Below are 23,561 nucleotides of genomic sequence, written 5' to 3' on the forward strand. Positions count from 1 at the left end.
ATCTGCACCGACTAACCGCATCGCAACTGGCTCCTGGCGGTGTCTTAAGTCGGTGAGACGTCGTGGATACAGGAACGTTAGCAGAAATCGGTAAAATGACAAATTATTTATCTGGGGTGTTTCGGTGAAGTATACACATTTAAAAAATCTGATTCATGCTGATTTAGTTGAATATAAAGAAGTAGAAGGTATGAAACTTATTTTACGTTTTAGAATTCATAGAGACTCAAATGAACAAAATTATTCTGAATTGATTGATGTTAAAGGTGGTTCATTAATTGACCAAGACGATGAAAGATTTCCGTTAATTGAAATTGAATTTGATTCTTATATAGGTTTTTCAATAAGGAATGAAAGTTACACATTAAAAGATGAATATGAAGAGTTTGAAGGGAAGATTTTCAGAACTTTCAAGAGATCCAGATATTTAGATTACATTAAATTAGCGACATTTGCATCAGATGAACACCCGGGTCCATATAAACATTATGGAGTTGCTGGATTAAATCATATTGTTGACATTATATCCTCTGATGTACCTTACATAAGAATATAATCAGTAGGTATTTCTAGGGAGTCACGGAATTAGATAACAATGTATTCACGCATCGAGTCGACTTCGTCGACCCTCGGTCCGCCAGATGAATTTCGAGGAAGTGGAATCAGGCAGACACACTTACGAGGCTAACAGCGCTGGCGCGCAGCTGGCTCCACCGGAGCCTTAAGCCTCTCAGCATCGTGAATACGGGAACGATATAAGAAATCCCTAAAAGAATAAAAAGGATGGTAGCTTAATGAATTCAGTGCATGATAACGAAGTGATTTCTTATGAAGTGAATTTAAAGAACGAGTATATTGTTGTACATACAGAAAACAGAGACGAGGCAGTAAAGATTAAATTCTATAATGTGATGGCCCACCTATTTGAAGATCATTTATGTGGCAGTATTCTATTGGACATTACAGATTATGAAATTAACCGATTTGTAGATGAAAGTAAGGAGATATTTGAAAAGCACAAACCGTATGGCTGGCCGATCAGTTACGAGAGCATAGATGAATTGAAAGAGGTACTGATCCAAGGGCAGTATAAGTGCTATATAATCTCCTCTTCATACGGATTTAACGGATGGATACTGGCTAAAGAACTAAGTATAACTAAGGGCAAGGAATGAAAGTCTAAGAAAACAATTAAAGGTAGGGACATCTTATAACATAATATTCACGCTGCGGACATTCGTCCTGGGTCCGGCATTCGCCGGACACCCAGCATACGCTGGGTCGTGAATACAGAACGTTATTGGGAAATCAACACAAAGGTTTAAAGCATAAAGCTGAAAAAGCTACTCCTAAAGCTTAAAGAATAGAGGCTTAGAATGATGAAAAACAGTAGAATAAGAATGCTGATAATATTATTTTTTGGAATAACATTCATTGTTTCTGCTGGAGCAATTCTTTATGTATTGAAGAAGGATAAAAATAGCATGGATTTAGGGCTATTACTGACTATTAATTCATTCTCATTTTTAATTGTAGGTCTAAACCTCATTGTCCTAATTACAAGAAGAATTCAAGGGCAGATGAAAACTGGTGAATAAAAAAAGAGTAACTCTTGGTATTGTAGTCGATTCAAAAAGGAGGCTGACATCCTACAACAACATATTCACGCATGGAGGCTTATTGCCCTTCGGTTGTCAGATGTATAATCATAGAAGGGGCTCAGACAACAAACGCCCTGCCTAAGATAAGAGCTATCTAAGGCTGTGGCGTTTCGTAAATGCAGAGACGTTAGATTAAATTTGGCGAAGTGCGAAAGTGAAATTTAAAGAGGAGTAATTTATGATAATAGAAACTGAAATGACAATCAAAACATTAAAAGAGCTTGTTAGTTCAGGGGAAAAGCATTTTAAACGAGTCGAAATAACGGAGTACGGAAAAATTCGGAATTTTATTTTAGTGAAGTGATATTTGAAGAATGCATATTGTCATTAGATTTTACTGGTTCTTCATTTAGAAGTGCCAAGTTTATTAATTCAAACATTAAAGCTTCAATTTTTAGTGAAACAGATCTATCTAATTCGGAATTTATTAATAATAGTATTGATGCTTGTGTGTTTAGGAATGCAAATATAGAAGGAATTATTTTTTTGAAAAACACTCAATACTCAAGTGAAAATACAATTGAAGATTTAAAAGAAATGGTGAAAAAATAAGAGAATTAAGGTGATAGTAATTCAAGAAGGCCCAACATCATCTATGAGAACAAGGTAAGCTATTTTCAGGAGCATTATGGTGCTCACTTATGTAAATCAGTTCAAATTAAAATTGGAGGAAAAGTCCTTAATGAATTGATTTATGAATGGGATTCTAGGTTAAGCGTTTCAGCAGCAAGGAAGGAATTCAGCCGGACACATCCACACCGAAATAGGTGTTTTGCACCCGAGGCTTTGCCCTTAAGTCGGTGAGACGTCATGAACACAGGAACGTTATACGTAATATTTCGAAAGCAGGAATAGTATGAAAATAAACAAGGCGATGAAAAATTTATTGAATGGGTTAGCTCAGCCAAACGAATTGATAAGTTTGAATCTATTCAACCCCGATTTTTGTGTATGGGATAATTGCATTGTAATTGATGCTTCAAGTTTAAGAGAGAGAGGTTCTATTGAAGAAACCATTTATCATGATCGAACGGATTTGGAAGCCTCAATTAATCATTACCATCTAGACAACCTAAGAACTGGAATAAAACTCATTTCTAATTGGGAAGAGAATTTAAAGTTGAGCTATCCAGAAAGGGACTTTATTTTAATTTTAAGTTCTACAATTGAAGGAGAAGATGTCGTTATTAGGTTCTATCAATTCAGAGATAATGAACCTGAATGGATTAGATTAAACGATCTTGAAGGATATAAAGAAGAAGCCATTTTAGTAATTGAGATTTTGAATAAAGTTCAATGATGCGGATTGCTTTGTATAACATAATTTTTACGCAGCGGACATTCGTTCTTGATCCGGCATACACCGGATACTCAGCATTGGCTGAATCGTTAATACAGGAGCGTTATGCGCCATTACCTGTAAATATTAAAGATAATATTTAAGGAGATAACTTATGAAAACTAAGATACTCTTATTATTTTTTATGACGATAATGTGTTCATCTTGTCAAGATAGTAGTCAACCGACTACTTTAAACAGCGAAACTAATTCAAAAATGAATATTGAACTGCCTCCTGACGTAGTGAGTACAAGTGATGGAACAGAATCAAAAGAGATAACGAAAGGTCGATTAGATCCTTCTAATAATACAGGGTTACCCATGAGCATTGGGAAACTTGATTCGAAAGGAGAATTTTATGATGAAATGCTTCGTAACCCTATAGATCATGATTATGAAGTGGAATTTGATGAATTTCAAAATTCCAAAGAGATTATTACAACATTGGAATGGGGGGCATTTGAAAGCAAATATACAGAGATTTGGGACAAAGAGTTGAATCAAATATATAAAACGCTTCTTTCTAAGTTGGATAGAGAACAAAGAGAAGCACTAATTGAATCGCAGAAAGAATGGTTACAATATCACTTAAGGGAAACAAAATTTGTAGAGGAGACATTTATTTATAATGGTTATCTTGGATCAACAGGACCAGTAAGCCTAACCAAAGTTATATGGGAGAGAATTAGGGAAAGAACAATGCGATTATTTGAATATCGATATTTGCTAGATGGTGAAGTTGAGTTTGTATACCAAAGTGAAAAATAAAGTTGGAATCTTGATCAAAGGATTTTAGGTGAGGCTTCGAATGCAGTAACGGCGTATATCTCTGTATTCAAGCTGCGCGATACCACCCTTTGGTTTTAGATGTATAATCATGGAATAATAGTCAGACAATATATGACCTGGCCTAAGATAAGTGTTATCTAAAGCTGGGTCGTTTCGTGGATACAAGAGCGTTATGAGAAATCTTCGTAAAATAATTACGCAAGGAGCATTCCAATGAAGATTCAAAAACAAGTGATTATTGAAGGATACAATAATGAATGGCCAAGAGCGTTCAATATAATAGAATCGATTATATCTAACAAATTAAATAGACTGGTATTACGAATTGAACACGTTGGAAGTACGTCAATCCCGAGTCTTTCAGCCAAACCAATTATTGATATAGATGTAGTAATTGAATCTATGGACTGCCTGCCACAGGTAATCAAAAAACTAGAAGAATTGGGATATATTCATGAAGGTGATTTGGGGATTAAAAGCAGAGAAGCATTTGCAAGAAGGGACGTTTATGTACCCTACACTAGTGAAGGCAATGAGAAGCACGAACATCATCTATACGTATGCAATAGGGAAAGTGAAGAATTGAAAAGACATATAATGTTTAGAAATATACTAAGAAAGCATCCTTTATTAGTATCTGAGTATGAGGAGTTAAAGTTCCAACTAGCTAATAAATACAGAAACAATCGCCAAGCCTATACTACTGGAAAGACAGAATTTATTACGAGAATAATGAATGAATACCAAGATATTTAAGTGTATTTCAGGTATACGGTTACATCTGATAACAAAGCTTCTTCGCTGCAGTCCATTCGGCCCTTGATTTGCAAGCTGAGGTAACCAGAGAAGCGGATTCATCTTATCACCCTACGGGGCTAAGTCTGTCGCTTCTTAAAGTCTCTTTGGTTCGTAGATAAAGTAACGTTAGCTAAATTCCCTAAACTACCTATTTAGAGGTGTACATTCAGAGATGTCTTATACAAAACCGGTTATTAGAGAACCTTATTATGATTGTCCAAAGTGGTTTGATAATGATGTGTATCGTTCTGAGTATCTTACGCTCTCGGGCAAGTGCACATCTTCTGAAGTTGAACTCTTTTTAATACACTTATTTGGATATAGCAATACAAACATAGATCAATCAATGGAAGATACTTTTAATGAACTACTTGCGAATGAATCTGTAGCTATTTTGGGTGGTATTGCTTTTTATGAAAGTGAAGAAAAATGTATTATGCCAAGTTGTTGTTGTGGTCTAGAACAATTTAAGGAGATTTATAGTTCTATTCTTAATAGAGAGAGTCCCTGGCTTGGACATGATCCTTCACCGGAAATAACTTTTAAGGATAACATGGCCATCGTCTGGTCTAATGATCCAGATTCTAATGGTAGATCGGACGTTTTCCATATTGATTTTAAGTTTGAAGAAATTTTATCATGTCTTGAGCAATCTAAATATGACTTGAAAGATTTTATTGATAAACCGCTCTTTGAATGGATTTATCGAAGAGATCAAGCTACAGCTAATAAAATGAAAGATAGAATGTATGAGTGGTTTCTTTAGGAATTGTAATTATTAGTATTTCTAAGAAGGTAGAAACAGCAGCTATCATTATATTCACCTACGGATCGGCTGTAGCTGCCATAAAATTTTCGGGTTGGTGAACACATAAAGTTATCCAGTCCCGAATCTTTTAAAAAATAACCGACGCAAAGGAAGATGAGAAATATGGATAAAGGGAGAATTATATTTTTAAATGGTGTAACAAGTTCAGGTAAAACCTCAATAGTAGAAGCTATGCAAACTTACTCTGAACCGTTTTTTTATGTTGTGGCCAATGATCTTTTTGAAAATACGATTGGTGATAAACACCTACAAGATAATTACTAGAAGCATCTAAGTGAAGCAATAATAATGATGTATCACACAGCAACATTATTTTCGGATCGTGGAAAGAATATCTTAATCGATGGCATACTTGTTGAAAGACCTGAGTTAAAGCCACATTACGATAAGGTCATGGAAATTTTTAATGGGTACCCTTTGGATATCGTCGAAGTGTATTGTCCTTTAGATATCTGTCGTAAGAGAAATGTAGAACGTGGTGACAGAAGGGAAGATCAATCTGATGAGCAAAACAAAATAATGTCGCAAAACATTCGCTATAGTTGCTCAGTTGATACAAGTTTAAATTCACCAGAAGAATGTGCGGACATTATTATTACATCATTATTTCAAAAAAATAAATAATCTCAAACATTTTATTAATTCCAAAGATCAGAGCTATCTAACGGGGAATTGACATCAGGAACAGAGGAACGTTATACGAAATTAGCGTAAATCAGAAACCTTGGAGGCGATTTCATGAAAGTACATAAGATTGAGTTAGCTCAAGGTAATCTAATTGGATCATTTACTAATGAAGTGTCTCCCATTTTTAAAGCAACCTCAGGAGATTCCATCCGATTCGAAACGCTTGACGCTGGTTGGGGAATGGGAGCGAGTAATTCTGAACGAAAAAAACCTTTCTCGAGAAGGGAAAAGATAGATGGGGGACACGCATTAATAGGCCCTATTTTAATAGAAAATGCAAAACAAGGAATGACACTAGAGATAATATTTAATGATATTATACCTGGTCATTATGGATTCACAGCTGCTGGACAATACCCTAATTGGCAGAACCAAAAGTTACACTTAACTGAGTACCAGGAAATTAGCCTTGACTGGAAACTTGATAACAAATTGATGGTGGGAAATTGCGATATTAATGGGAAAACATTCACAGTATCATTAAAGCCGTTCATGGGTGTCATTGGAATGCCGCCAGAATCAGGCGGAGTACATTCCACGTGGCCACCACGATATTGTGGAGGTAACATAGACTGCAAGGAGTTAGTAAAAGGCAGTAAGTTGTATTTACCGATATCTGTTGATGGAGCTTACCTCGCAATTGGTGATGGCCATGCCCTACAAGGAGATGGCGAGGTGAGTTGCCAAGCAATTGAATGCCCAATGGAAGTTGTTGATATAACGGTTAACGTAATTGAAAACATGAGTTTGTCAAATCCAAGAGCGAATACACCAGCTGGATGGATCACATTCGGATTTCACGAGGACTTGAACGAAGCGACGGTTCAGGCGCTTGATGGTATGCTCAATTTATTGGGTGAATTATATGGATTGAATCGTGTGGAAGCTATTGCATTAGGAAGTTCAATTGTAGACTTGCGAATTACGCAAATCGTCAATGGGGTTAAAGGGGTGCATGCTTGTTTACCTCATGGAATTTTAAAGTAACTCAAAGGGGACGCAAAATTCTTAGAACTCCAAATTCACGCATTGAGCCTATCGTCCCTTGGTCCGGCAGAGGGATATCAAAAAGAGGAAGCGGTTGAGAAAAGAGCTATCTAATCTTCAAGAAGGTGCAAAATGAATAAATGGATCGTAATCTTAGTTTGTTTCCTTCTATTTGCAACAGGTTGCAGTACTACATACAGTATAAATACCGGTACAACCAAAGAATTAACTAAAAACTTGAAGGATCTTTCTCCGTCGATCGAAAGAGTCCAATTTACATTTACCCGTCCAAACCTTTCTTGCAGAATAGATATGAGCACCGAACCGAGTAAAGAGGAACTGGAGTTCATTCTTATGGAAATGGACGAATTTTCAACTGTAGATAACATCAACGAAATTGCTCGCAGTGTCAAATGGGGGTTGGAAATATCCAATATCTATCTGGATATCAATACGGATAACAATAAAAAGACAATTGAACATGCGTATTATGCTAGGTATTTCAAGACATCCGACGCCAGTGACCACTCAGATACAAACATTGAGGGGTACGAGACGTGGTATGAGTTGACCGAACAATAGAAATGGGTATACTTCTTAAAACCACCCAGAGGTTCTAAAAACCAATGGGTGGTGATCCTAATTTTGAACGAATAAAACAAGCCGAAGCGGCAGAAATATACGCTTCGGCTTATTTTTGTTTGTTTACTTTTTACCAAAACCCTAACCCAATCTTACTTCCCACTTACCGACTTAAACCAATCATTCACTTCTTGCGTGATCTGATCTCCGCCGTTGGATTTCCAGTTGGCGACGAATTGGTCAAAGGCATCGATCGGCAGTTTGCCGTAGATGATTTTGTTGAAGGTTTCCATCTCGGACTGGCGAAGCAGGTTCCACTTGGAGACCATGGTTGGTGTGGCTGCGCCGGTGAAGTAGTTCTGTTTGCGAATGTCGAGCTGCGACATCACGACTTTGGCAGCGGCCCAGTTTTCAGGTTTGCGGAACTCGGCCATTTGTTTCTCGTAAGGGGTTTCTGGTTTCTCGCCGTCAGCCAGCTTCACGAGGGTTTTCATATACAGATCTGGAATACGAGCCGGACCAGTCAGGAACGGGAACTCGTTGGAGAAGTCTTTGATCTTCTCTTTGTCACTGGTCGGTTGACCGTCTACGATATCCCAGTCGTATCCTTTGGCAAAGCCGTACTCATATGGACTGCCCGCTGCCGGGTTGGCCAGGTTATCGAGCAGGTAGTTGTAGTACAGGAAAATCGCTTCCGGATGTTTGGCATCCTTGTTGATCATGATACTGGCGTTGACGCCAGAGTTCTGCCACTTCGTACCGATTTTGCCGTCTGGCCCAGCCGGAATAGGGTAGGCTTTGTATTTCGCGCCAGGTACGTTCTTGAGCAGGTCCGGTGCAGGCCAGTCGGGTACCCAGTTTGCGCCAGGCAGGATGCCTGCGGTGCCAGCGGTCCAGCTTTCGGCGGATTTACCTTCATCCCACAGGGCAGAGTCTGTATGGATATACCCTTTGTTCATCCATTCATTCAGCTTGGCAAGGGCTTGTTTGGCACCGGGATTAATGGAGCCGTACTCCAGATTGCCATTCGCGTCTTTGTTCCATTGTTCCTGGATCGTGCCGTAAGCGCCGAACAACCAGTCGAGCGAGCCCATCCAGGTGTTGGTGTTATTTTTCAGCGAGATCGCGAGTGGGAATACTTTATCCGGAGACAGGCCGTCCGGGTTCTCGTTTTTGAATTTGTCCATGATATTCTCAAGATCTGCGATGGTCTTTGGTGCTTCAAGATTCAGCTTCTCCATCCAGTCTTCTCTGAGCCAGAGCAGGGTATCGTCGTTATCGGTGTACTCCAGGATTGGCATGTTGTATTTCTTGCCGTCCTTGGTGAACGGGTACCAAAGCTCGGGATGTGCTGCTGCGTGATCTTTTAGAATTTTGTTGGCGTACTTGTCGAAGAGTTCATCGATGGCGATGAATTGACCAGAGTCGATCAGTTGATTGGTAAGTACCGCGTTCGTCGGAACGGATACGAAATCAGGCAGCTTCTCGCCTGAAGCAATCGCCAGCTGCAGCTTCTGTCTGTATTGATCGTCATTGGCCGGATACCACGAATCCTTATGCTTCATACCCAGCGTTTCGAGCATCCAGCGATCGTGTACGTTGTTTTCTTTGGTGTCACCTTGCACATATTTCTTCGGCATACGCACCGAACTGAACTCAATGGGTGGGTCGTATTTTCCTTTGGCAAAGGCAGCTTCAGCCTCGGCTGAGCCGACAGTCGCCGGTGTATCGTCGGTACCATTCTCACTGGCTGAGTCGCCACTGCCGCACGCAGTGATAGTGATGAGTGCGATGACCATGAGCAAGGACCACCATGTTTTGAATTTGATCATTGTTCAATCCCCCTACGGTGTATGATCTTTACAAGTGTAACTGTACCAATTCGGGCGGGAGGGCATCTATATGAGTTTGTTAGTTTCGATAGGACTCTATTAGTGAAAGTTCAAAAAGATCGGTTTTCAGTACCGAGAAGATGGGATAAAGCTAGAAATGGAGTAGCGGAGCGTAGGAAGCTACGTGAGCAACTACAATGTTTCCAAAGGAAACATACTTCGTAAGCCTCCCGCTTATTTCGGCTGAATCCCATATTCGACGCTGATGATGCCGTGAGGCATCCCTCGTAATCAAAAGCGGACTTTTTGAACAACCTCTTTAAGCTGTTTAATGCTGGTCTCGATATTCCTGAGGGGTGACGCCGAACTGGCGCTTGAACACTTTGATAAAATACGCCGGGTCCATATAGCCAATCTCCAGGCTGATTTCATATACTTTTTTGGTGGTCGTGACCAGCTTGTGACAGGCCCGATCCATACGCAGGCGTGAAATATAATCACTGATGCCTTCGCCTGTTTCGATCTTGTAAATCTTGGACAGATGGGTAGGATGCAGGTTCACATGGTCGGCGAGTACACGCAAAGACACATCCAGATGCAGGTTTTTATCCGTAAACTCCTGAATCTTCTTCACATATTCGGACCGGGTATCCTTGACCTCATTGGACGTGCCTTCCTTGAGTTTGGCGAGTACACCAAGTGACCATTTGCGCAATTTGCTGATAGTGGAGAAGGCTTCGCCGCTCTGAAGGTACTCGATATCACTTCCCATAAGGTTCGTCAGTGTCAGCTTGTTCCGGTGGGCAAGATTGGTGAACGAAGCGGTAATGAGAAAACCGGCCTCCATGCAATGCTCCCACGATTCGGACCATTTCTCGTCCAGTTCCGTGCAGACGGCACGTATTTTCTCCTCGGCGGCATCCCATTGTCCGCTCTCCAGCAGATGAATGAAGGTCGGCGGGGTGTAAAGCACGTCCAGTGGACCTTGGGCCGCAGCCGTCTCCACATCGCTGACCCGCATCACGAATTCGCGTTCGTCTCCGACGATCTGCCGGAAATAGGCGGATGCCTGACGGAAGCGATCATAGAGCTGATCCGGAAAGGTGAACCACTCGGTAATGACAATGGAGAGGGAGCCTTTCAGAAACTGTTTCACTTTGGATTGAAGCTGAATGGACAGCTTTTCCAGAATGGTCTCTTTGCCAATATCGTCATTCCGTTCTTTCAGCTGCAGCAAAAACACCACATATCCGTGCTCCTCCTTCACACCCCACACGTGCATAAACTCACCCATAATCTCCTCCGCCATGTTGATAATGGCATACTCGATCAGGGTCTGATCATGGCTGTCATAGTGTCCGAATTCTTCATCCAACCGAACGAGCATGAGCGAGGCGTCCCCGGCGTGAAAAGGGAGATCGTAATTGGCGAGTTTCCGCTCCCATTCGCTGGATGAAAACCGATGTCCCTGCAAAGCTTCCAGAAGCAGTCGCCCGCGCAAGTGTGGCAGGTTTTCTCGTAAAGTAAACTGGGTTCGACTCAGTGAACTGACGAGTTCCCATTCGTTGTTTAATTGGTCGATGGCCTTCTGCACGGCGCCCATTAATTCATCGTCTGTCGGCGGTTTGAGCAGGTAGTCTACGGCCTCGTACTGGATGGCTTTTTTGGCGTAATCGAATTCGGAATACCCGGATAACAGAATGCATTTTATTTTTTTGTCCCGGATCCGGATGCGTTCAATCAGTTCAATGCCTGTCATTTCCGGCATCTGAATGTCCGAGATCACGATATCGATGGGGTGGGTGTCAATCAGTTGTAAGGCTTCATGCGCGGAGTACGCTCTATGTACCTGTTCGATCCCCAGCGTGTGCCAGGGCTTGGTCATGGATAGGTTATCGACCCAGTGTGCTTCGTCGTCTACGATCATCATTTGCATATTCTTTCGTCTCCCTTGGTGGTGTAAATATAAGGCCTAGAATGAAAATCAATGGATACTCCTTGTGAACCCGAAGTCGCTACGGATTCGAAGGGTTCTTTCGATCGCTGTTCAAGCCCCATTTCCGGATTAGATGATGGTAAGGTTGAAATGGGGCTTGAAAGGCGAACACTTCGTTTCTACAGAATCCCTTCAATCCTTCGCTTTGGTCCACATAACGTTTAACCCTTTATTTATAAACAAGGCCCTATATAAAGATGGAATTGTAATAAAAGTGCAGCGTATGCTTCTTTCCAATGAAGCTTTCCTGTAGCAATCCTTTAGCTTCGCTCTTCAGATTTTTTCTGTCCTCTACGTTCACGTGTCAATGTTTTGTTCAAATGAAATGGCTCAACTTATATTAATGTCGGTGTCACGCTCAGAATCTGTATCTTCCCTGGGTATCTCCCAGACGATTTCGGTTCGGAATCCGCCGAGTGGGGAGGGACCGAATAGAAGATAGGACTGACTGCCGAACAGGTGCATGATTCGTTGGTTCGTATTCCAGAGGCCGCAGCCCATTTCCTCCTGCAGTGGCTCCTGCATTTTCAGGTTCAGCGCTTCGTACTGTTCCGGGCTTAGGCCGGGGCCGTCGTCATCGATATAGATTTTGCCAAAACCATTCGAGCTCTCCCCGGTAATGCGAATTTCCCCGGATGAATAGGACTTCGCCACACCATGTATAACGGAATTCTCAACCATAGGCTGAAGCATTAATCGCGGTACAGTCTGGGCAAGCATGTCCTCAGGGATATCGATGTGATACTCAATTCGCCCATTGCGCAGCTTCTGGATATCCAGATAGTTGATCAGCAGCTTAATCTCTTCCTGGAGTGAAGACGTCTCCCGTTCCATGCGGGTGGTGTAGCGATAATATGCACTTAGGTTATGCGCCATGGAGACAACAGCTTGTTCGTCCTTCATCTGGGCCATGTTGATGATATAGCCTAGACAGTTATATAGAAAATGGGGATTGATCTGCGCCTGCAGCTGCTTAAGCGTCGCTTCTTTGGCTCTAATTTTTTCGTGAAATACATTCTCGATCAGGTCTTGAATCTGGTGGGACATATCATTGAATCGATGGAATAGGAATGAGAACTCATTCTGATCCTTGCTATGAAGACGTACGGAATAATCACCGCGCTGTACGCGGCGTAAGCCCTGGATTAATTTTTTGATCGGATATTGAATGTTTCTGTACAGCAGAATGGAAGCGGAAATGCCCACTACAAACAGTAAAGTCATAAAGAGATAGAACAAATTCCGGCTGAGTGAAATCGGCTGCAAAATCTGATACAACGGGACCACGTCGACCAAATGCCAATCCAGGTAGGAGGATTTTACAGCGCTAACCAGATACTTTTTGCCGTTCAGATTCACAACATCCTGTGTAGTATCCTCCGGGGAATGTGTATCCAGATAACGAATAAGTTCCTCCGATAACTGCTTGTCTGCACTGCGATTCATAATGGGGTCATTCCCCTTGTGATAAAGGAAAGGATCTCCCTGCCCACCTGCCTTGTATGTATCCAGCATGTTCTGAATGTTCTCATAACTGAAGCTGGCCTCAATGACGAGATTGCTGCCAGTCAACATCCCCGGTTGAGCCAAGGAATCGGTGTAAAACCAGTAAAAGGACTGCATGCCCTCCTGCGAATCCGCCCCTTGATCCCCGTATGTCCATTGTCCGCTCATATTGCGTTTCAAATAATCCTCGTCATACCCGGACGAGCGATTGTAGTTGGCAATAACATCCTTGTTCTGCTGTGAGTATACGGCATATCGAGTGTTCCATATATCTGTGACGCCGGATTGGAGCACCATCTTTTCCTGGATGGCATAGCGGGTCTGCATCTGATCGTATCGGTCATCCCATATGTTCAAGCCGTTAAAAGCCCGGACATTGGGATCTCTTGACAGGATCAGACTGAAATCCATCATCTGATTAATACGGGAATCGATCTGACTGGCTAGAAACGTGAGCTGTTTCGTATTTGAAATCTGCAGTTCTTTGCTGACCACGTTATAGGTGACGTTGTTCGAGTAGGTGTACATGATAATAATGGGGATGAACAACAACACGATTAAGCAGTTGATTTTGGCAAACAGGCTAAACCGGGAACGGGCACTTCTTTCGAATAATATAAAGCGCTTCCATATATGCATGAAAAGTCTCCTTTAATTTCGTTTTCAAAAAGGCTGGTAATCACGAGATCCCTAACAAAACCCTATCCGGCCTAACAATGTTATATAGTCAGAGCTCAGAATGGCCTGATACTATTTATAGCAGAGAACCCCATTACACACAAAAACTTTTTTTGGGAACAGGAGAAGGCACTATGGAGGCTAAATTGGAGGGTCAACGGGTCCCACAGGCGAATGTGGGGAACAAGCTGGAACAGAAGAAAAAGAAACGCTACAAACAGCCGTGGGTACTGCACTTCATGGTGCTGCCGGCGGCGATTATGGTTTTTATTTTTTCTTATATTCCGATGTCGGGTATATTGATGGCATTTCAGGATTACAAGCCTGCGCTTGGATTCGCGGGTTCGGAATGGGTGGGACTGAAGCACTTCAGGTATATGTGGGAAAATGATTATTTCCTGCAAATTACGTGGAACACGCTGTTCTTTGCCTGCTCCAAAATCATCATGAATCTGATTATACCGTTTGTCTTCGCGTTATTGCTTAATGAGGTACGGAAGATGGCGCTCAAAAGAACCATTCAGACACTCGTGTATCTGCCACACTTCTTGTCTTGGGTAACGCTGTCCGGTATCCTGATCGACATTTTGGCACAGACGGGCATTCTCAATCAGTTCCTTGTCTCGGTGTTCGGCATTAAGCCGATTTTCTTCCTGGGAGATGGCAACTGGTTCCGATTTACGATCATTGCGAGTGATGTTTGGAAAGAGTTTGGTTTCAACACGATTATCTTTCTTGCGGCATTGTCCGGCATTAACCCGTCACTGTATGAAGCAGCCGAAGTGGATGGGGCGGGACGTTGGAAGCAGACGATCTATATCACCATTCCGGCGCTGATTCCTATCGGAATTGTAATCGCAACCTTGGCACTGGGTAATGTGCTTAACGCCAACTTTGACCAAATCTTCAACTTATATAGTCCATTAATTTACCAGCAAGCGGATATTATCGATACGTTCGTGTATCGTGAAGGTCTGCTGAGTGGGCAGTTCAGTTTCGCTACCGCGGTGAATCTGTTCAAATCGGTCATCAGTCTGATCCTCATCGTGATCTCTTACCGACTGGCCTACCGATTCGCCGGATACCGAATTTTCTAGAAAGGATGATGACGAGCCATGTATCATAAAACGTTACCCTATCGCATTTTCAGCATCTTCAACAATGTGTTCCTGACCATCCTTTCGGTGCTCTGTCTGCTGCCTCTATATCACTTGTTGATGGTATCGCTTAGCGCGTCCGCACCTGCGAATGCCGGTCTGGTGACGTTCTGGCCGATTGGATTTACGCTCGAAGCATACGCCAAGACGTTCGATAACGCCAATTTTCTGTCCTCCCTGTGGGTGTCCGTGGAGCGGACGGTGCTGGGAACAGGGCTTGCACTCATCGTGAATACAATTGCTGCCTATGCTCTCTCCAAGGAGACGCGCGTGTTCCGCGCACGCAACATCTATCTCTGGTATTTTGTTGTCACGATGCTGTTCAGCGGGGGTCTCATTCCGGGGTATATCCTCATTCTGAAGCTGGGGCTGATGAATACGTTATGGGCACTCATTCTGCCGGGACTAGTGGCGGTGTTCAACATCATTCTGCTGCTGAATTTCTTCCGCACGGTGCCGAAGGATCTGGAGGAGGCCGCTTTTATCGATGGGGCAGGGCATTTTCAGTCGTTTATCAAAATCTATCTGCCCGTTTCCGTGCCTGTTATCGCCACCGTCTCTTTGTTTATGATGGTTGGACATTGGAACGCATATTTTGACGGGATCATCTATATCCGTGATTCGGAAAAGCTGCCACTCGCGACATTTATGCAAACGATCATCGTGCAGGCCGACATGACGAAGCTTGATCCGGAAGCGATTGCGAACCTGTCGCAGCGGACGATTCGAGCGTCCCAGATTTTTATTAGCGCGCTGCCAATCCTGCTCGTATATCCGTTCCTGCAACGTTATTTTGTGACCGGGATTGTGGTTGGGGCTGTGAAGGAGTAGCCGCGTGGAGCGGAATGAATAGGGTTGTGAAAAAGGAGCTGTTGAACTGGCCTAAGGCCAGGGAGGGGGCTCTTTTTTCGAAGTCTCTTGGAAAGCGAGGGGAAATAAGAGTGGAAAATGCTTTTAACCTTTGATGGAAAAGGAGGCTATTGTTTGAGTAGTCCAAACCCAGCTTTTGAATCTCGATTTAACCAATGACAACCTTGCTATGAAAAAGAAAATAGAATGGCTTATTGTTTTAGATATTACCTGTATCATATTTTTTCAAAAAAACACTGGTTTGAGCCTCCAGGTCCTTAAATAAATTAGCCCAATTCAACTCATTGATAGTTAAATTGTTCCCGTTTCTAAAACTAATTTCCCCATTCTCCTTAACTATAAGGAGCTCACTCTGTTCGATTATTTTTAGCCATTCAGAATTTAAAGAATAATATTTTTCCAAAGCAACTTTGGTTTTTGAGTCGATTGGAGCATCACTGTTGACTAATTCTTGTAAATAGTTCATCTGTTCTAGAGCAGAACTTGAAAAATTCTTGATATTCAAAGAGTTAGATTCTTTAAAACCCTGAAATTGATTGTACATTAAAGAATAAGTATCAGCTATGGGACCTATTGATCTATAGTTGTTGTAAAGCACATTGAGTCCATTATGATAAGAATTTGAAGTTGGATTTGTCTGTAATATTTGTTCATATATCTTATTATTAGTCTGAATGGCCTGTGCCAGCGAGATGATATCATGGGATAAGTTTTGTGATAAATAATCTTTATACAAAGTTTGAAGTTTGTATTGATGAATAGAGAACACAGTTAAAATAATTAGACATAATGTTAATGACACATTAATTATAATGGAGATATTCCTTTGTAATCTCATCTTAGGCCCTCACAATAATTATTATTTTGTTTATTCATACAGTAATAAAATATGAGATAAGTGAATTTGTAAGGAGAAGTGGTGCATTTTATATGGTGTATAATGCCCACTTCTCCTTCTGAATTCTATTCTTTAATAAAGTTCAAAATGCTTAGTTATTTACTCTATATTGGAACTCAAGCGTTTTTTCACCTGAATTATATTTTGAACCATTAAAATAAACATCCCAGCTAACATACATTACACCATTGGCAGCAGAGGAGGATTGCCCCGAATTTCCATTAAACTGTACATCACTTTGAAGTGTCAAGTAGTGCCCGGTATTACTACCTGTATTTTTATGAAGGGTATAACTGTCTGAAGAAATACCAGAAATAGCCGCTGGACTGGTGTTTAATCTGACATTTGTGCTACCTAAAGTAACATTTTTACTAGTTAGTGCTTGGTTTGATGCAGTAATCCAGCTTTTTATGTTACTTAACGAAGGAAGACCAACAACATTAATTTTGGACCAAAGTGTTTCAGCAATTTTCATTGCTAAAGCTGATCCAGATCCTTTTCCGACCATACTCCCATCAATGAATGATCTATCAATGGAAGAATATGCCCCAACCCCGGTAGTAAGTTTAACATTTTTGTATGTGAATAGGTTTTGAGCATTTGTAGTCTTTCCATTAACCGTAACATGCTCGGCTATTTTAAAGCTATTTATCCAAGTAGAGGATGGTGTTACATTTAATGATTTCCACGAACCATATGGAAGTGAAAAGTTTTTGATTTCATCGCCTGCTACATAATATGTGTTGGTATAAGTTGTTGGATGCACCCAATCTGTAAAACTACCAACTGCTGAAGGAGATACGAGACTTTTTTCGTTTTCAGCTATTATGTTGAGCATGGTCTCATCTACCGGAATCTCTTTTTGTTCAGTTGGACTTACTACACTGACAAACCAAAACAAATCGTGTTGTGCATCAGATGGAGTTAAGTTATTTGTTTCAATATTGAGTAAAGATTCTGGAATTTTAAATTCAAACAGCAAGATATTTGATTCCCTATCAGTTAGATATAATTTAACATGTGGTTGAGTTTCAAGATCTTTATTCACTAAATTTTTTGTCAGATGATTGTCGTTATAAATCTCAAAAAGTAGAATGTCAAAATCATTACTTTGATCAACCATTTCTCCGATTACACTGTTAATGCCTTCTTCTTGCTTGTAACTACTACGTAAATTACCTTCCGCATTTAATAGCTTGGTAGAGTTGTTATACTCAATTTTAGCATTAAAGCTAATGTTATCTTGATCAATGATTATATCCCCAAGAGATAGTGATGCACCTGAACTTTTTAAATCATTTACATGAGAAACACTATTTTTGTTACCATAGACTTCATCGAATTGTTTAATTGGCATATAGGTTCCAAAGTGTTTTGTGAGTGCACTATCATTACTACTTTCGGCATAAACAGGAATACTTAACATTAGAAATAAAGAAAAAGACAAAAGGATACTTGTTACTTTTCTCATAGATTTAAATCCTCCTTAGATAATAGTTTGAATCTTTTTTATCCCTCTTACCTCCTTTATAGGGAAATATATCCATAATTATATAGTGTTTACGCCTACCATTCAATAATTTTTATGGAATAATGTGTTAAAATATATCGAAGGATAGTGAAATGAATGAAAATTTCCATATATAGAAACATATCTGTCGAGATTGTTACTAGAAAAGATATCAATTAGGTCCAATAAATACGGAATAGGAGAGAGCTTAAGGAAATATCAGAACAAAAATCGATGCCAGCTAACAGGTATCTATTTTTTTCGCATTAGGGTACATAGCGGAGCCTAAGATTAGAGGGAAAGAAAATCAAGAATTTATAGATGAGGTCGCTGTGATTATTCCTGTAAGCGGTGTAGAAGCCACCCGAGAATTCTTAAATATATGATTAAAACCTTAATCTATCATACTTCCAAGGACCAATTTATTGTTAAGGTACAGAATATTTTAAGTTAAAGGGGCTATACCTTGCTTTACAGGATGAAGTAGACAGTATTGCAATTGTAGTTGAGGTAGAGAATGAGATCATAACAAATTCATATAGATTCAGAGAACTTTAGACTTTGTCATTTGTGAACCTAAGATTTGTACATATGTTCTGAAAAGTGCAGATCGAAACGAAGCCCGTTGCCCATACACTCCCAATCCTGTTATAATTCCGGTATATCTATTGCATTGGGGGTTATACCGTGGCAATATTGGCAGTGCCGGATTGCTCGTTCGCTAGAACGGCCTTACGCAAAGCCTGAATAGGGGCGGACTTTGTGTAGGGCGCGACGACAATAAAATCGATCGCCCTGAAAGCATCATTATGTTTCACCCTGCAGGCTTTGCACCTTATTTGTTTGTCCAATAAAAATAAGGGGCTGAACGCCATGCAAACACCATTTATTCAAAATCATCAATTTAATTTTATTCAAAAACAAGCTGATTTCCTGCTTAAAACGCTACGCTCGGTCGTGGATCGAAAAGTATTGGAGACCGTCCGTTATACAGTCGGTACGAATGCAGTTGGCAGCTTCAACGAACTCACTCCGGATCAGAAGGAGCTGCTGGAGCAGTTATCCACGTATGATAAGCCGCATGACGTGCAATTGTACATGAACCAGCTTGAGGAATATCTGATTCCATTTCCGGAAGTGTCAGCGAAGCAGATTCAGAAGCTGTTTCCGAAGGCCAAAAAGCTCAAATTGCCCGATCTGGAATCCATGGATTATGCACACACGACCTATCTGAGATGGATCGACATTGCGACGAGCCGCTTGTTCATTGTGTATCCACACGAAGGCAAGTTTCTCGGGATTGAGGGACGGATTACAGCCACGAACAAGAAGGGGTACTGCATGTTCTGCCATCGCCATCAGGAACTTGGGTTCTTCAACGTAAAGATGAAGGGGCATTCGGCGGATAACTTTGCATCGATCGGCCAGTATGTATGCATGGATAACAAGGCTTGTAACGATAGCATCACCGATATCACCATGCTGGAGAAGTTTCTTTTCTCGACAGTAAAATAATTTCTAAGTACAGAACAGGGTCGCTCTCCGGAGCGACCTTTTTGCTTGGATAATGGAAATTCAATTCTCATGCCATTCTTGTTAGTGTTTAGCATGATATAAGGTTGACCCATTTTCTCAATAGCACTCAGGAATAGACTCGAATCAGACTCTTGATACCCCATCTTGGAGCGTATGGTTCTTGGCATAATTCAGACCCAACTGATGCGCTTGGTTGAGCAGCATCTCATAATGCTCAGGCTTGGCATCCAACGTCTCATATAAAAATTCAACGCTGGAATGAGACACACCACAGTAATCGGCAATACCGACATTGAGCAGATTCGTGATCGATTCGCCATAGTTGCGCTTCTGCATCTGTTCTTCGGTAACTCCCGCAAGTGCGATCCACAATATCTGCTGATGGTGCAGTTTGTTCGTACCGTAAGCAAAACCATTGTTCATGACACGATCCACATACCCTTTCAGCATGGCTGGCAGATGCCACCACCAGAGAGGAAACACAAAAGCCACGGCATCATGCTTCTTCAATCGCTCCATCTCCGTTTCAATCTCAGGGGAGAACACCTGATGTTCTTGGGTATAGTCTGGTTCATCCATGCCTCGAAGAACAGGGTCGAAGCTGACCTCGTGCAAATCCAATATCTCATAACCGTGACCAGCCTCGGTAAGACCCTGCACAAAACGATCGGTAACCTGAAAGGTCAGGGAATTTTTTCTCGGATGCGACACAACCACTAATACGTTCATAATGTATTTCACTACCTTTCTACAACGCTGTTTGGTAGCCATGGCTCCATGGCTGATGCTATTATAAACAGGTATGAAATAATCTGGAAGTACGCACTTTGATGTTTTATAGGAAGAATGAAGTGCCATAGGAACATGAAAGTACCCTAAATTGATGCCTCAAAGTTGGCTTAAATAAAGAAATGAAAAAAGTAAGAGGGGTATGTATTTTCTCAGACATAGCCAGATCTTGGAGGGATACAAAATGTCGGAACATGGAACGAACACTCCCAAAAAATATAAAGTGGGTGTGGAGGCGGCCTTGGAGGTCATGGGCGGAAAATGGAAGCCTTTGATTATCTATCACTTGATGACTGGACGGAAACGCACGTCAGAGCTTAGAAAGTTAATACCTGAAATTACGCAGAAGATGCTGACAACTCAGCTAAGAGGTTTGGAAAAAGACGAGATTGTGCAAAGGAAGGTGTATTCGGAGGTTCCCCCTAGAGTGGAGTATGAGTTAACGGCCTACGGCTGGGGATTAAAGCCTGCCCTAGACCATTTGTGTTACTGGGGGGAAGAGCATCTGGAAAAGGTGTACGGAGACAAGTCTAAGGTGTTGGAGGATTTTTCAGAAGGTAGCGAATAAGAGCTTGTGTGTTTCAAGAACAGACAAGAATCAAAATTATAAAGAGGGTGAGGAGTTAATGACAAACAGATATAAAATTATCAGTATAGCGATCATACTGATTCTAGTTCTAACGAATATTTTAACCTTTACGAATTACAGGGACGTTAGACAAGCAGAAACAGAAACCTATCGTTTGTTAGTTAATCGATTTTATTCATATGGGATATTACTTAGTTACGACTACACACATTTAATTAATGAAAGAATCAAGAATGAAACAATGGATGAAGAAGGGATAAGAGTCTGGCTTAATGAAGTTGTCACTAATATGAAAATAGCTGAAGAAACATCATCGATTGCGGCTACTCATTGGAATAATACCACAGGAGATCAAAATCGATATGATTCGGTAAGTGAAATTTCACATTTTTATAAAAGTATTCACACTAATTTACTTGATATTATTAACACAGAAAATGATTACTCTGTACTTGTTAAGAATGTAATGGAGTTAGAAGAGATATTAGAAATTATTAAAAATAATACTAGTGAGCAGAGAATAGTTGATGCTGATTATAATGAAATTAAAAAACAGTGGAGAGAGCTGATGGATTTGGTTTATGAAGAAAAAGCAGATTCACGATTGCTAAAATCATACTTTTCTACTTATTATTCAAACGAGTCATAGTGTTTGAAGGACACATGTTTTCTAAATATGCCTAATGAAGCAGGTTAAAAAGACCAATAAAATCAATAACGGAGGTCGGTATCTTATGAAAAGTCCAATAATAAATAGAATGGACACAATATTCGTGCCGTATCAGATCTAGAGAAATCAGTTGAATGGTATGGCAAACTTCTTGGTGTAAATTTAAAGGTAGGTCCGTAGATCCAGATGGAAATATGGTTATGATATGTACTTGTTTTAGTTAAGCCGAGAACATGAAAGGATCTAAAACCATGAGCGACCTCCATACTCTCTTACCAAGAGATAAACATGATTTTGAAAGAGTAAATGATTTAAAGAATATAGATCAACTAGACCTTATAAAACTAATACCAGAATTATTAGAGTGGCTGCAGGACATCAACTGGCCAATTGCTATAGAAATATCAAAATTACTATTAACTGTCCCTCAGGAAACAATACCGTATATAAGAAATGTTATTGCTGGTGGGATGATATCTGGAAAGAATGGTGTTTAAGATATTTTGTAATGGAATTACCAACTGAATTAATACAGAGCTTACAAGAAGATATTGAGAGAATTGCATACAGACCAACGAAAGGAGAAGAACTTGAAGAAGTAAATATAACTGCTCAAGAGTTATTAAAATAATTGGATTTTGCAAGCGCAGTCAGTACAACTGATTCTACTCTTTTACTTATTGGGCTTCCTTTATTATGGACAAATTCATAAACAACTCATAAGAAAATAACTGCCAGTGTAACAAACCTTTTAGAGGAGGTCATCAGGATGAACAAGCACAGTGTTTATGAAACAAACAGCCACTATTGGGATACGATACCAAAGGAAAGGACTTTTTAAAATCAATCGTACTTCCCTTATATGGAGCATTCACCTCAGAAGAGAAGTGCCAACTTTTTGGTGATGTTTCAGGGAAAAAGCTTTTGATTTTGTCTATTCGATCTATGCCATAGGCTGGACAACCGATCTTGAAGGTACGTTCTGCCGGATTGCTTCTTATTTAAAAAAAGACGGCGTATTTATCTTTAGTTGGTCTCATCCTATACATAAATGTATTGTGGAAGAAAATAATAGATTTGTTTTTACCAAGTCTTATTTCGATGAATCCTGGTATTCGGTATCTCCTGAGTTTGTTCAAGGCGAGCTAACCTTATCTGATCGTAAATTATCCACCTACATCAATGAATTGGCCAGAGCAGGATTTGTTATAGAGCAGATGATTGAAGAAACCGACAATGACATATTACAACTGCATGATGAAAATAATAATAATCTATTAAAAAGAGCGAGGATGTTTCCCGTAACCTTCGTTATTAAAGCAAGAAAACTTTAAACTCTAAGAGGCCTTGGGTCCGTAAGTTAATGACACGAAACAGCAACGTATCTGCCCTGCGCCAGGCATCAAGTGCATTATAACTTTCGTGAAACACCAGAAAATAATTATTTAGGAGCGGGAAAGCATGGGGCCAATCGATTTAACGAGAACCCTCGACGAATTGGAAGGAGAAAGTTGGGGTGAACCGAATTTTAAATCTAGATTAGTGATTCGTGCACATGCATTAAGAAAGAAACCACTCTGTGAGTTCAGTAATGAAGATTTGAGACTTTTAATACGACAACAGATCAGCTTGGATTTTCTTTTACCTCTAGCGCTGGAGCGGTTAGGGGAGAATCCGTTGGAATCAGGAGATTTATATGTTGGTGATTTATTTTGCTCCATCCTTGAAGTAGATAAGGATTACTGGGATAGCAACATAGAATTAAAAAACGAATTAAATGAAGTCATAGGGATATATGAAGAAGCCAGAGAAATAGTAGAAAAACATATTAACAAATACAGAAGCAGTGGCCGGTAA

At 40.6% G+C, this 23,561-nt stretch carries 24 protein-coding genes and 2 pseudogenes; 20 read left to right on the forward strand and 6 right to left on the reverse strand.

The genetic code is table 11. The features are described 5' to 3' along the window. Positions 1 to 124: 124 nt before the first annotated feature. The 11 genes and pseudogenes from AAIH57_RS12585 (at position 125) to AAIH57_RS12635 (ending at position 7,673) form a co-directional block, all read left to right on the forward strand. Positions 125 to 556, forward strand: a complete 432-nt coding sequence (locus AAIH57_RS12585) for a hypothetical protein (RefSeq protein WP_430021826.1) — start codon at positions 125 to 127, stop codon at positions 554 to 556. A gap of 238 nt (positions 557 to 794) precedes the next feature. Then, entirely contained in the window at positions 795 to 1,175 is a 381-nt protein-coding gene (locus AAIH57_RS12590) for a hypothetical protein (RefSeq protein ID WP_175398377.1), read from the forward strand. Between the two features lie 201 nt (positions 1,176 to 1,376). Continuing rightward, positions 1,377 to 1,598, forward strand: coding sequence for a hypothetical protein (locus tag AAIH57_RS12595; RefSeq protein WP_175398378.1), 222 nt, complete (start codon positions 1,377 to 1,379; stop codon positions 1,596 to 1,598). A gap of 384 nt (positions 1,599 to 1,982) precedes the next feature. Further along, positions 1,983 to 2,213 (forward strand): pentapeptide repeat-containing protein, encoded by a 231-nt coding sequence (locus AAIH57_RS12600; protein WP_175398379.1) that lies wholly within the window; start codon positions 1,983 to 1,985, stop codon positions 2,211 to 2,213. 304 nt (positions 2,214 to 2,517) lie between these two features. After that, the gene (locus AAIH57_RS12605; protein WP_430021827.1) at positions 2,518 to 2,961 is read left to right on the forward strand and encodes a hypothetical protein; all 444 of its coding nucleotides are present in this window, start codon (positions 2,518 to 2,520) and stop codon (positions 2,959 to 2,961) included. Between the two features lie 154 nt (positions 2,962 to 3,115). Continuing rightward, a complete protein-coding gene (locus AAIH57_RS12610) occupies positions 3,116 to 3,769 on the forward strand; it encodes a lysozyme inhibitor LprI family protein (protein ID WP_430021828.1) in 654 nt (217 codons plus the stop codon). Between the two features lie 234 nt (positions 3,770 to 4,003). Further along, positions 4,004 to 4,546 (forward strand): GrpB family protein, encoded by a 543-nt coding sequence (locus AAIH57_RS12615; protein ID WP_175398382.1) that lies wholly within the window; start codon positions 4,004 to 4,006, stop codon positions 4,544 to 4,546. Between the two features lie 214 nt (positions 4,547 to 4,760). Beyond that, positions 4,761 to 5,354 (forward strand): hypothetical protein, encoded by a 594-nt coding sequence (locus AAIH57_RS12620; RefSeq protein ID WP_175398383.1) that lies wholly within the window; start codon positions 4,761 to 4,763, stop codon positions 5,352 to 5,354. 165 nt (positions 5,355 to 5,519) lie between these two features. Then, positions 5,520 to 6,041, forward strand: a pseudogene (locus tag AAIH57_RS12625) (phosphotransferase-like protein). A gap of 114 nt (positions 6,042 to 6,155) precedes the next feature. After that, entirely contained in the window at positions 6,156 to 7,091 is a 936-nt protein-coding gene (locus AAIH57_RS12630; protein WP_430021829.1) for an acetamidase/formamidase family protein, read from the forward strand. 312 nt (positions 7,092 to 7,403) lie between these two features. Beyond that, positions 7,404 to 7,673 (forward strand): hypothetical protein, encoded by a 270-nt coding sequence (locus tag AAIH57_RS12635; protein WP_430021830.1) that lies wholly within the window; start codon positions 7,404 to 7,406, stop codon positions 7,671 to 7,673. Between the two features lie 152 nt (positions 7,674 to 7,825). On the opposite strand, the gene AAIH57_RS12640 is transcribed toward AAIH57_RS12635, so the two are convergent. The 3 genes from AAIH57_RS12640 to AAIH57_RS12650 form a co-directional block, all read right to left on the reverse strand. Next, entirely contained in the window at positions 7,826 to 9,505 is a 1,680-nt protein-coding gene (locus tag AAIH57_RS12640) for an ABC transporter substrate-binding protein (RefSeq protein ID WP_430021831.1), read from the reverse strand. Positions 9,506 to 9,833: 328 nt separating this feature from the next. After that, positions 9,834 to 11,441, reverse strand: coding sequence for a response regulator transcription factor (locus AAIH57_RS12645; RefSeq protein WP_430021832.1), 1,608 nt, complete (start codon positions 11,439 to 11,441; stop codon positions 9,834 to 9,836). Positions 11,442 to 11,831: 390 nt separating this feature from the next. Then, positions 11,832 to 13,646 carry a cache domain-containing sensor histidine kinase gene (locus AAIH57_RS12650; RefSeq protein WP_430021833.1) on the reverse strand — a complete coding sequence of 605 codons (1,815 nt, stop codon included), beginning with the start codon at positions 13,644 to 13,646 and terminating at the stop codon, positions 11,832 to 11,834. A gap of 278 nt (positions 13,647 to 13,924) precedes the next feature. On the opposite strand from AAIH57_RS12650, the gene AAIH57_RS12655 reads away from it, so the two are divergent. Together AAIH57_RS12655 and AAIH57_RS12660 are read left to right on the forward strand one after the other, a co-directional pair. Then, the gene (locus tag AAIH57_RS12655) at positions 13,925 to 14,782 is read left to right on the forward strand and encodes an ABC transporter permease (protein ID WP_236146791.1); all 858 of its coding nucleotides are present in this window, start codon (positions 13,925 to 13,927) and stop codon (positions 14,780 to 14,782) included. Positions 14,783 to 14,800: 18 nt separating this feature from the next. Continuing rightward, the gene (locus tag AAIH57_RS12660; protein ID WP_127539550.1) at positions 14,801 to 15,673 is read left to right on the forward strand and encodes a carbohydrate ABC transporter permease; all 873 of its coding nucleotides are present in this window, start codon (positions 14,801 to 14,803) and stop codon (positions 15,671 to 15,673) included. A gap of 238 nt (positions 15,674 to 15,911) precedes the next feature. Here the strand turns inward: AAIH57_RS12660 and AAIH57_RS12665 are convergent, their stop codons facing one another. Continuing rightward, positions 15,912 to 16,550 carry a hypothetical protein gene (locus AAIH57_RS12665; protein WP_175398388.1) on the reverse strand — a complete coding sequence of 213 codons (639 nt, stop codon included), beginning with the start codon at positions 16,548 to 16,550 and terminating at the stop codon, positions 15,912 to 15,914. A gap of 151 nt (positions 16,551 to 16,701) precedes the next feature. Then, a complete protein-coding gene (locus AAIH57_RS12670) occupies positions 16,702 to 18,081 on the reverse strand; it encodes a hypothetical protein (RefSeq protein WP_175398389.1) in 1,380 nt (459 codons plus the stop codon). 912 nt (positions 18,082 to 18,993) lie between these two features. Between AAIH57_RS12670 and AAIH57_RS12675 the strand changes: the two genes are divergently transcribed. Continuing rightward, positions 18,994 to 19,635, forward strand: coding sequence for a FusB/FusC family EF-G-binding protein (locus tag AAIH57_RS12675; protein WP_430021834.1), 642 nt, complete (start codon positions 18,994 to 18,996; stop codon positions 19,633 to 19,635). Positions 19,636 to 19,779: 144 nt separating this feature from the next. Here AAIH57_RS12675 and AAIH57_RS12680 read toward each other — a convergent pair whose 3' ends face one another. After that, positions 19,780 to 20,385: an NAD(P)H oxidoreductase gene (locus tag AAIH57_RS12680; RefSeq protein WP_430021835.1), complete on the reverse strand. Its 606-nt coding sequence runs from the start codon at positions 20,383 to 20,385 to the stop codon at positions 19,780 to 19,782. Positions 20,386 to 20,629: 244 nt separating this feature from the next. On the opposite strand from AAIH57_RS12680, the gene AAIH57_RS12685 reads away from it, so the two are divergent. The 6 genes and pseudogenes from AAIH57_RS12685 (at position 20,630) to AAIH57_RS12710 (ending at position 23,561) form a co-directional block, all read left to right on the forward strand. Further along, complete coding sequence (locus AAIH57_RS12685) at positions 20,630 to 21,013, forward strand: winged helix-turn-helix transcriptional regulator (RefSeq protein ID WP_430021836.1); 384 nt, start codon at positions 20,630 to 20,632, stop codon at positions 21,011 to 21,013. 58 nt (positions 21,014 to 21,071) lie between these two features. Further along, on the forward strand, positions 21,072 to 21,683 hold the full coding sequence (locus AAIH57_RS12690) for a hypothetical protein (protein WP_430021837.1): 612 nt from the start codon (positions 21,072 to 21,074) through the stop codon (positions 21,681 to 21,683). A 272-nt stretch (positions 21,684 to 21,955) separates the two neighbouring features. Further along, positions 21,956 to 22,201, forward strand: coding sequence for a DUF5071 domain-containing protein (locus tag AAIH57_RS12695; protein WP_430021838.1), 246 nt, complete (start codon positions 21,956 to 21,958; stop codon positions 22,199 to 22,201). 11 nt (positions 22,202 to 22,212) lie between these two features. Beyond that, positions 22,213 to 22,335, forward strand: coding sequence for a hypothetical protein (locus AAIH57_RS12700; RefSeq protein WP_430021839.1), 123 nt, complete (start codon positions 22,213 to 22,215; stop codon positions 22,333 to 22,335). A gap of 138 nt (positions 22,336 to 22,473) precedes the next feature. Continuing rightward, positions 22,474 to 23,038 (forward strand): annotated as a pseudogene (locus AAIH57_RS12705) (hypothetical protein). Between the two features lie 127 nt (positions 23,039 to 23,165). Continuing rightward, on the forward strand, positions 23,166 to 23,561 hold the full coding sequence (locus AAIH57_RS12710; protein ID WP_430021840.1) for a contact-dependent growth inhibition system immunity protein: 396 nt from the start codon (positions 23,166 to 23,168) through the stop codon (positions 23,559 to 23,561).

This window comes from Paenibacillus sp. MABNR03 (genome assembly GCF_050455445.1).
Classification (GTDB): Bacteria; Bacillota; Bacilli; order Paenibacillales; family Paenibacillaceae; genus Paenibacillus; species Paenibacillus xylanilyticus.

Bases quoted from the DNA above. Each gene is read 5' to 3' on its own strand.
- AAIH57_RS12650 (WP_430021833.1), bottom strand. From the start codon at position 13,646: ATGCATATATGGAAGCGCTTTATATTATTCGAAAGAAGTGCCCGTTCC.
- AAIH57_RS12605 (WP_430021827.1), top strand. From the start codon at position 2,518: ATGAAAATAAACAAGGCGATGAAAAATTTATTGAATGGGTTAGCTCAG.
- AAIH57_RS12635 (WP_430021830.1), top strand. From the start codon at position 7,404: ATGAGCACCGAACCGAGTAAAGAGGAACTGGAGTTCATTCTTATGGAA.
- AAIH57_RS12620 (WP_175398383.1), top strand. From the start codon at position 4,761: ATGTCTTATACAAAACCGGTTATTAGAGAACCTTATTATGATTGTCCA.
- AAIH57_RS12645 (WP_430021832.1), bottom strand. From the start codon at position 11,441: ATGCAAATGATGATCGTAGACGACGAAGCACACTGGGTCGATAACCTA.
- AAIH57_RS12695 (WP_430021838.1), top strand. From the start codon at position 21,956: ATGAGCGACCTCCATACTCTCTTACCAAGAGATAAACATGATTTTGAA.
- AAIH57_RS12630 (WP_430021829.1), top strand. From the start codon at position 6,156: ATGAAAGTACATAAGATTGAGTTAGCTCAAGGTAATCTAATTGGATCA.
- AAIH57_RS12610 (WP_430021828.1), top strand. From the start codon at position 3,116: ATGAAAACTAAGATACTCTTATTATTTTTTATGACGATAATGTGTTCA.
- AAIH57_RS12615 (WP_175398382.1), top strand. From the start codon at position 4,004: ATGAAGATTCAAAAACAAGTGATTATTGAAGGATACAATAATGAATGG.
- AAIH57_RS12700 (WP_430021839.1), top strand. From the start codon at position 22,213: ATGGAATTACCAACTGAATTAATACAGAGCTTACAAGAAGATATTGAG.
- AAIH57_RS12690 (WP_430021837.1), top strand. From the start codon at position 21,072: ATGACAAACAGATATAAAATTATCAGTATAGCGATCATACTGATTCTA.
- AAIH57_RS12670 (WP_175398389.1), bottom strand. From the start codon at position 18,081: ATGAGAAAAGTAACAAGTATCCTTTTGTCTTTTTCTTTATTTCTAATG.
- AAIH57_RS12590 (WP_175398377.1), top strand. From the start codon at position 795: ATGAATTCAGTGCATGATAACGAAGTGATTTCTTATGAAGTGAATTTA.
- AAIH57_RS12680 (WP_430021835.1), bottom strand. From the start codon at position 20,385: ATGAACGTATTAGTGGTTGTGTCGCATCCGAGAAAAAATTCCCTGACC.
- AAIH57_RS12655 (WP_236146791.1), top strand. From the start codon at position 13,925: ATGGTGCTGCCGGCGGCGATTATGGTTTTTATTTTTTCTTATATTCCG.
- AAIH57_RS12675 (WP_430021834.1), top strand. From the start codon at position 18,994: ATGCAAACACCATTTATTCAAAATCATCAATTTAATTTTATTCAAAAA.
- AAIH57_RS12665 (WP_175398388.1), bottom strand. From the start codon at position 16,550: ATGAGATTACAAAGGAATATCTCCATTATAATTAATGTGTCATTAACA.
- AAIH57_RS12710 (WP_430021840.1), top strand. From the start codon at position 23,166: ATGGGGCCAATCGATTTAACGAGAACCCTCGACGAATTGGAAGGAGAA.
- AAIH57_RS12640 (WP_430021831.1), bottom strand. From the start codon at position 9,505: ATGATCAAATTCAAAACATGGTGGTCCTTGCTCATGGTCATCGCACTC.
- AAIH57_RS12685 (WP_430021836.1), top strand. From the start codon at position 20,630: ATGTCGGAACATGGAACGAACACTCCCAAAAAATATAAAGTGGGTGTG.
- AAIH57_RS12660 (WP_127539550.1), top strand. From the start codon at position 14,801: ATGTATCATAAAACGTTACCCTATCGCATTTTCAGCATCTTCAACAAT.
- AAIH57_RS12595 (WP_175398378.1), top strand. From the start codon at position 1,377: ATGATGAAAAACAGTAGAATAAGAATGCTGATAATATTATTTTTTGGA.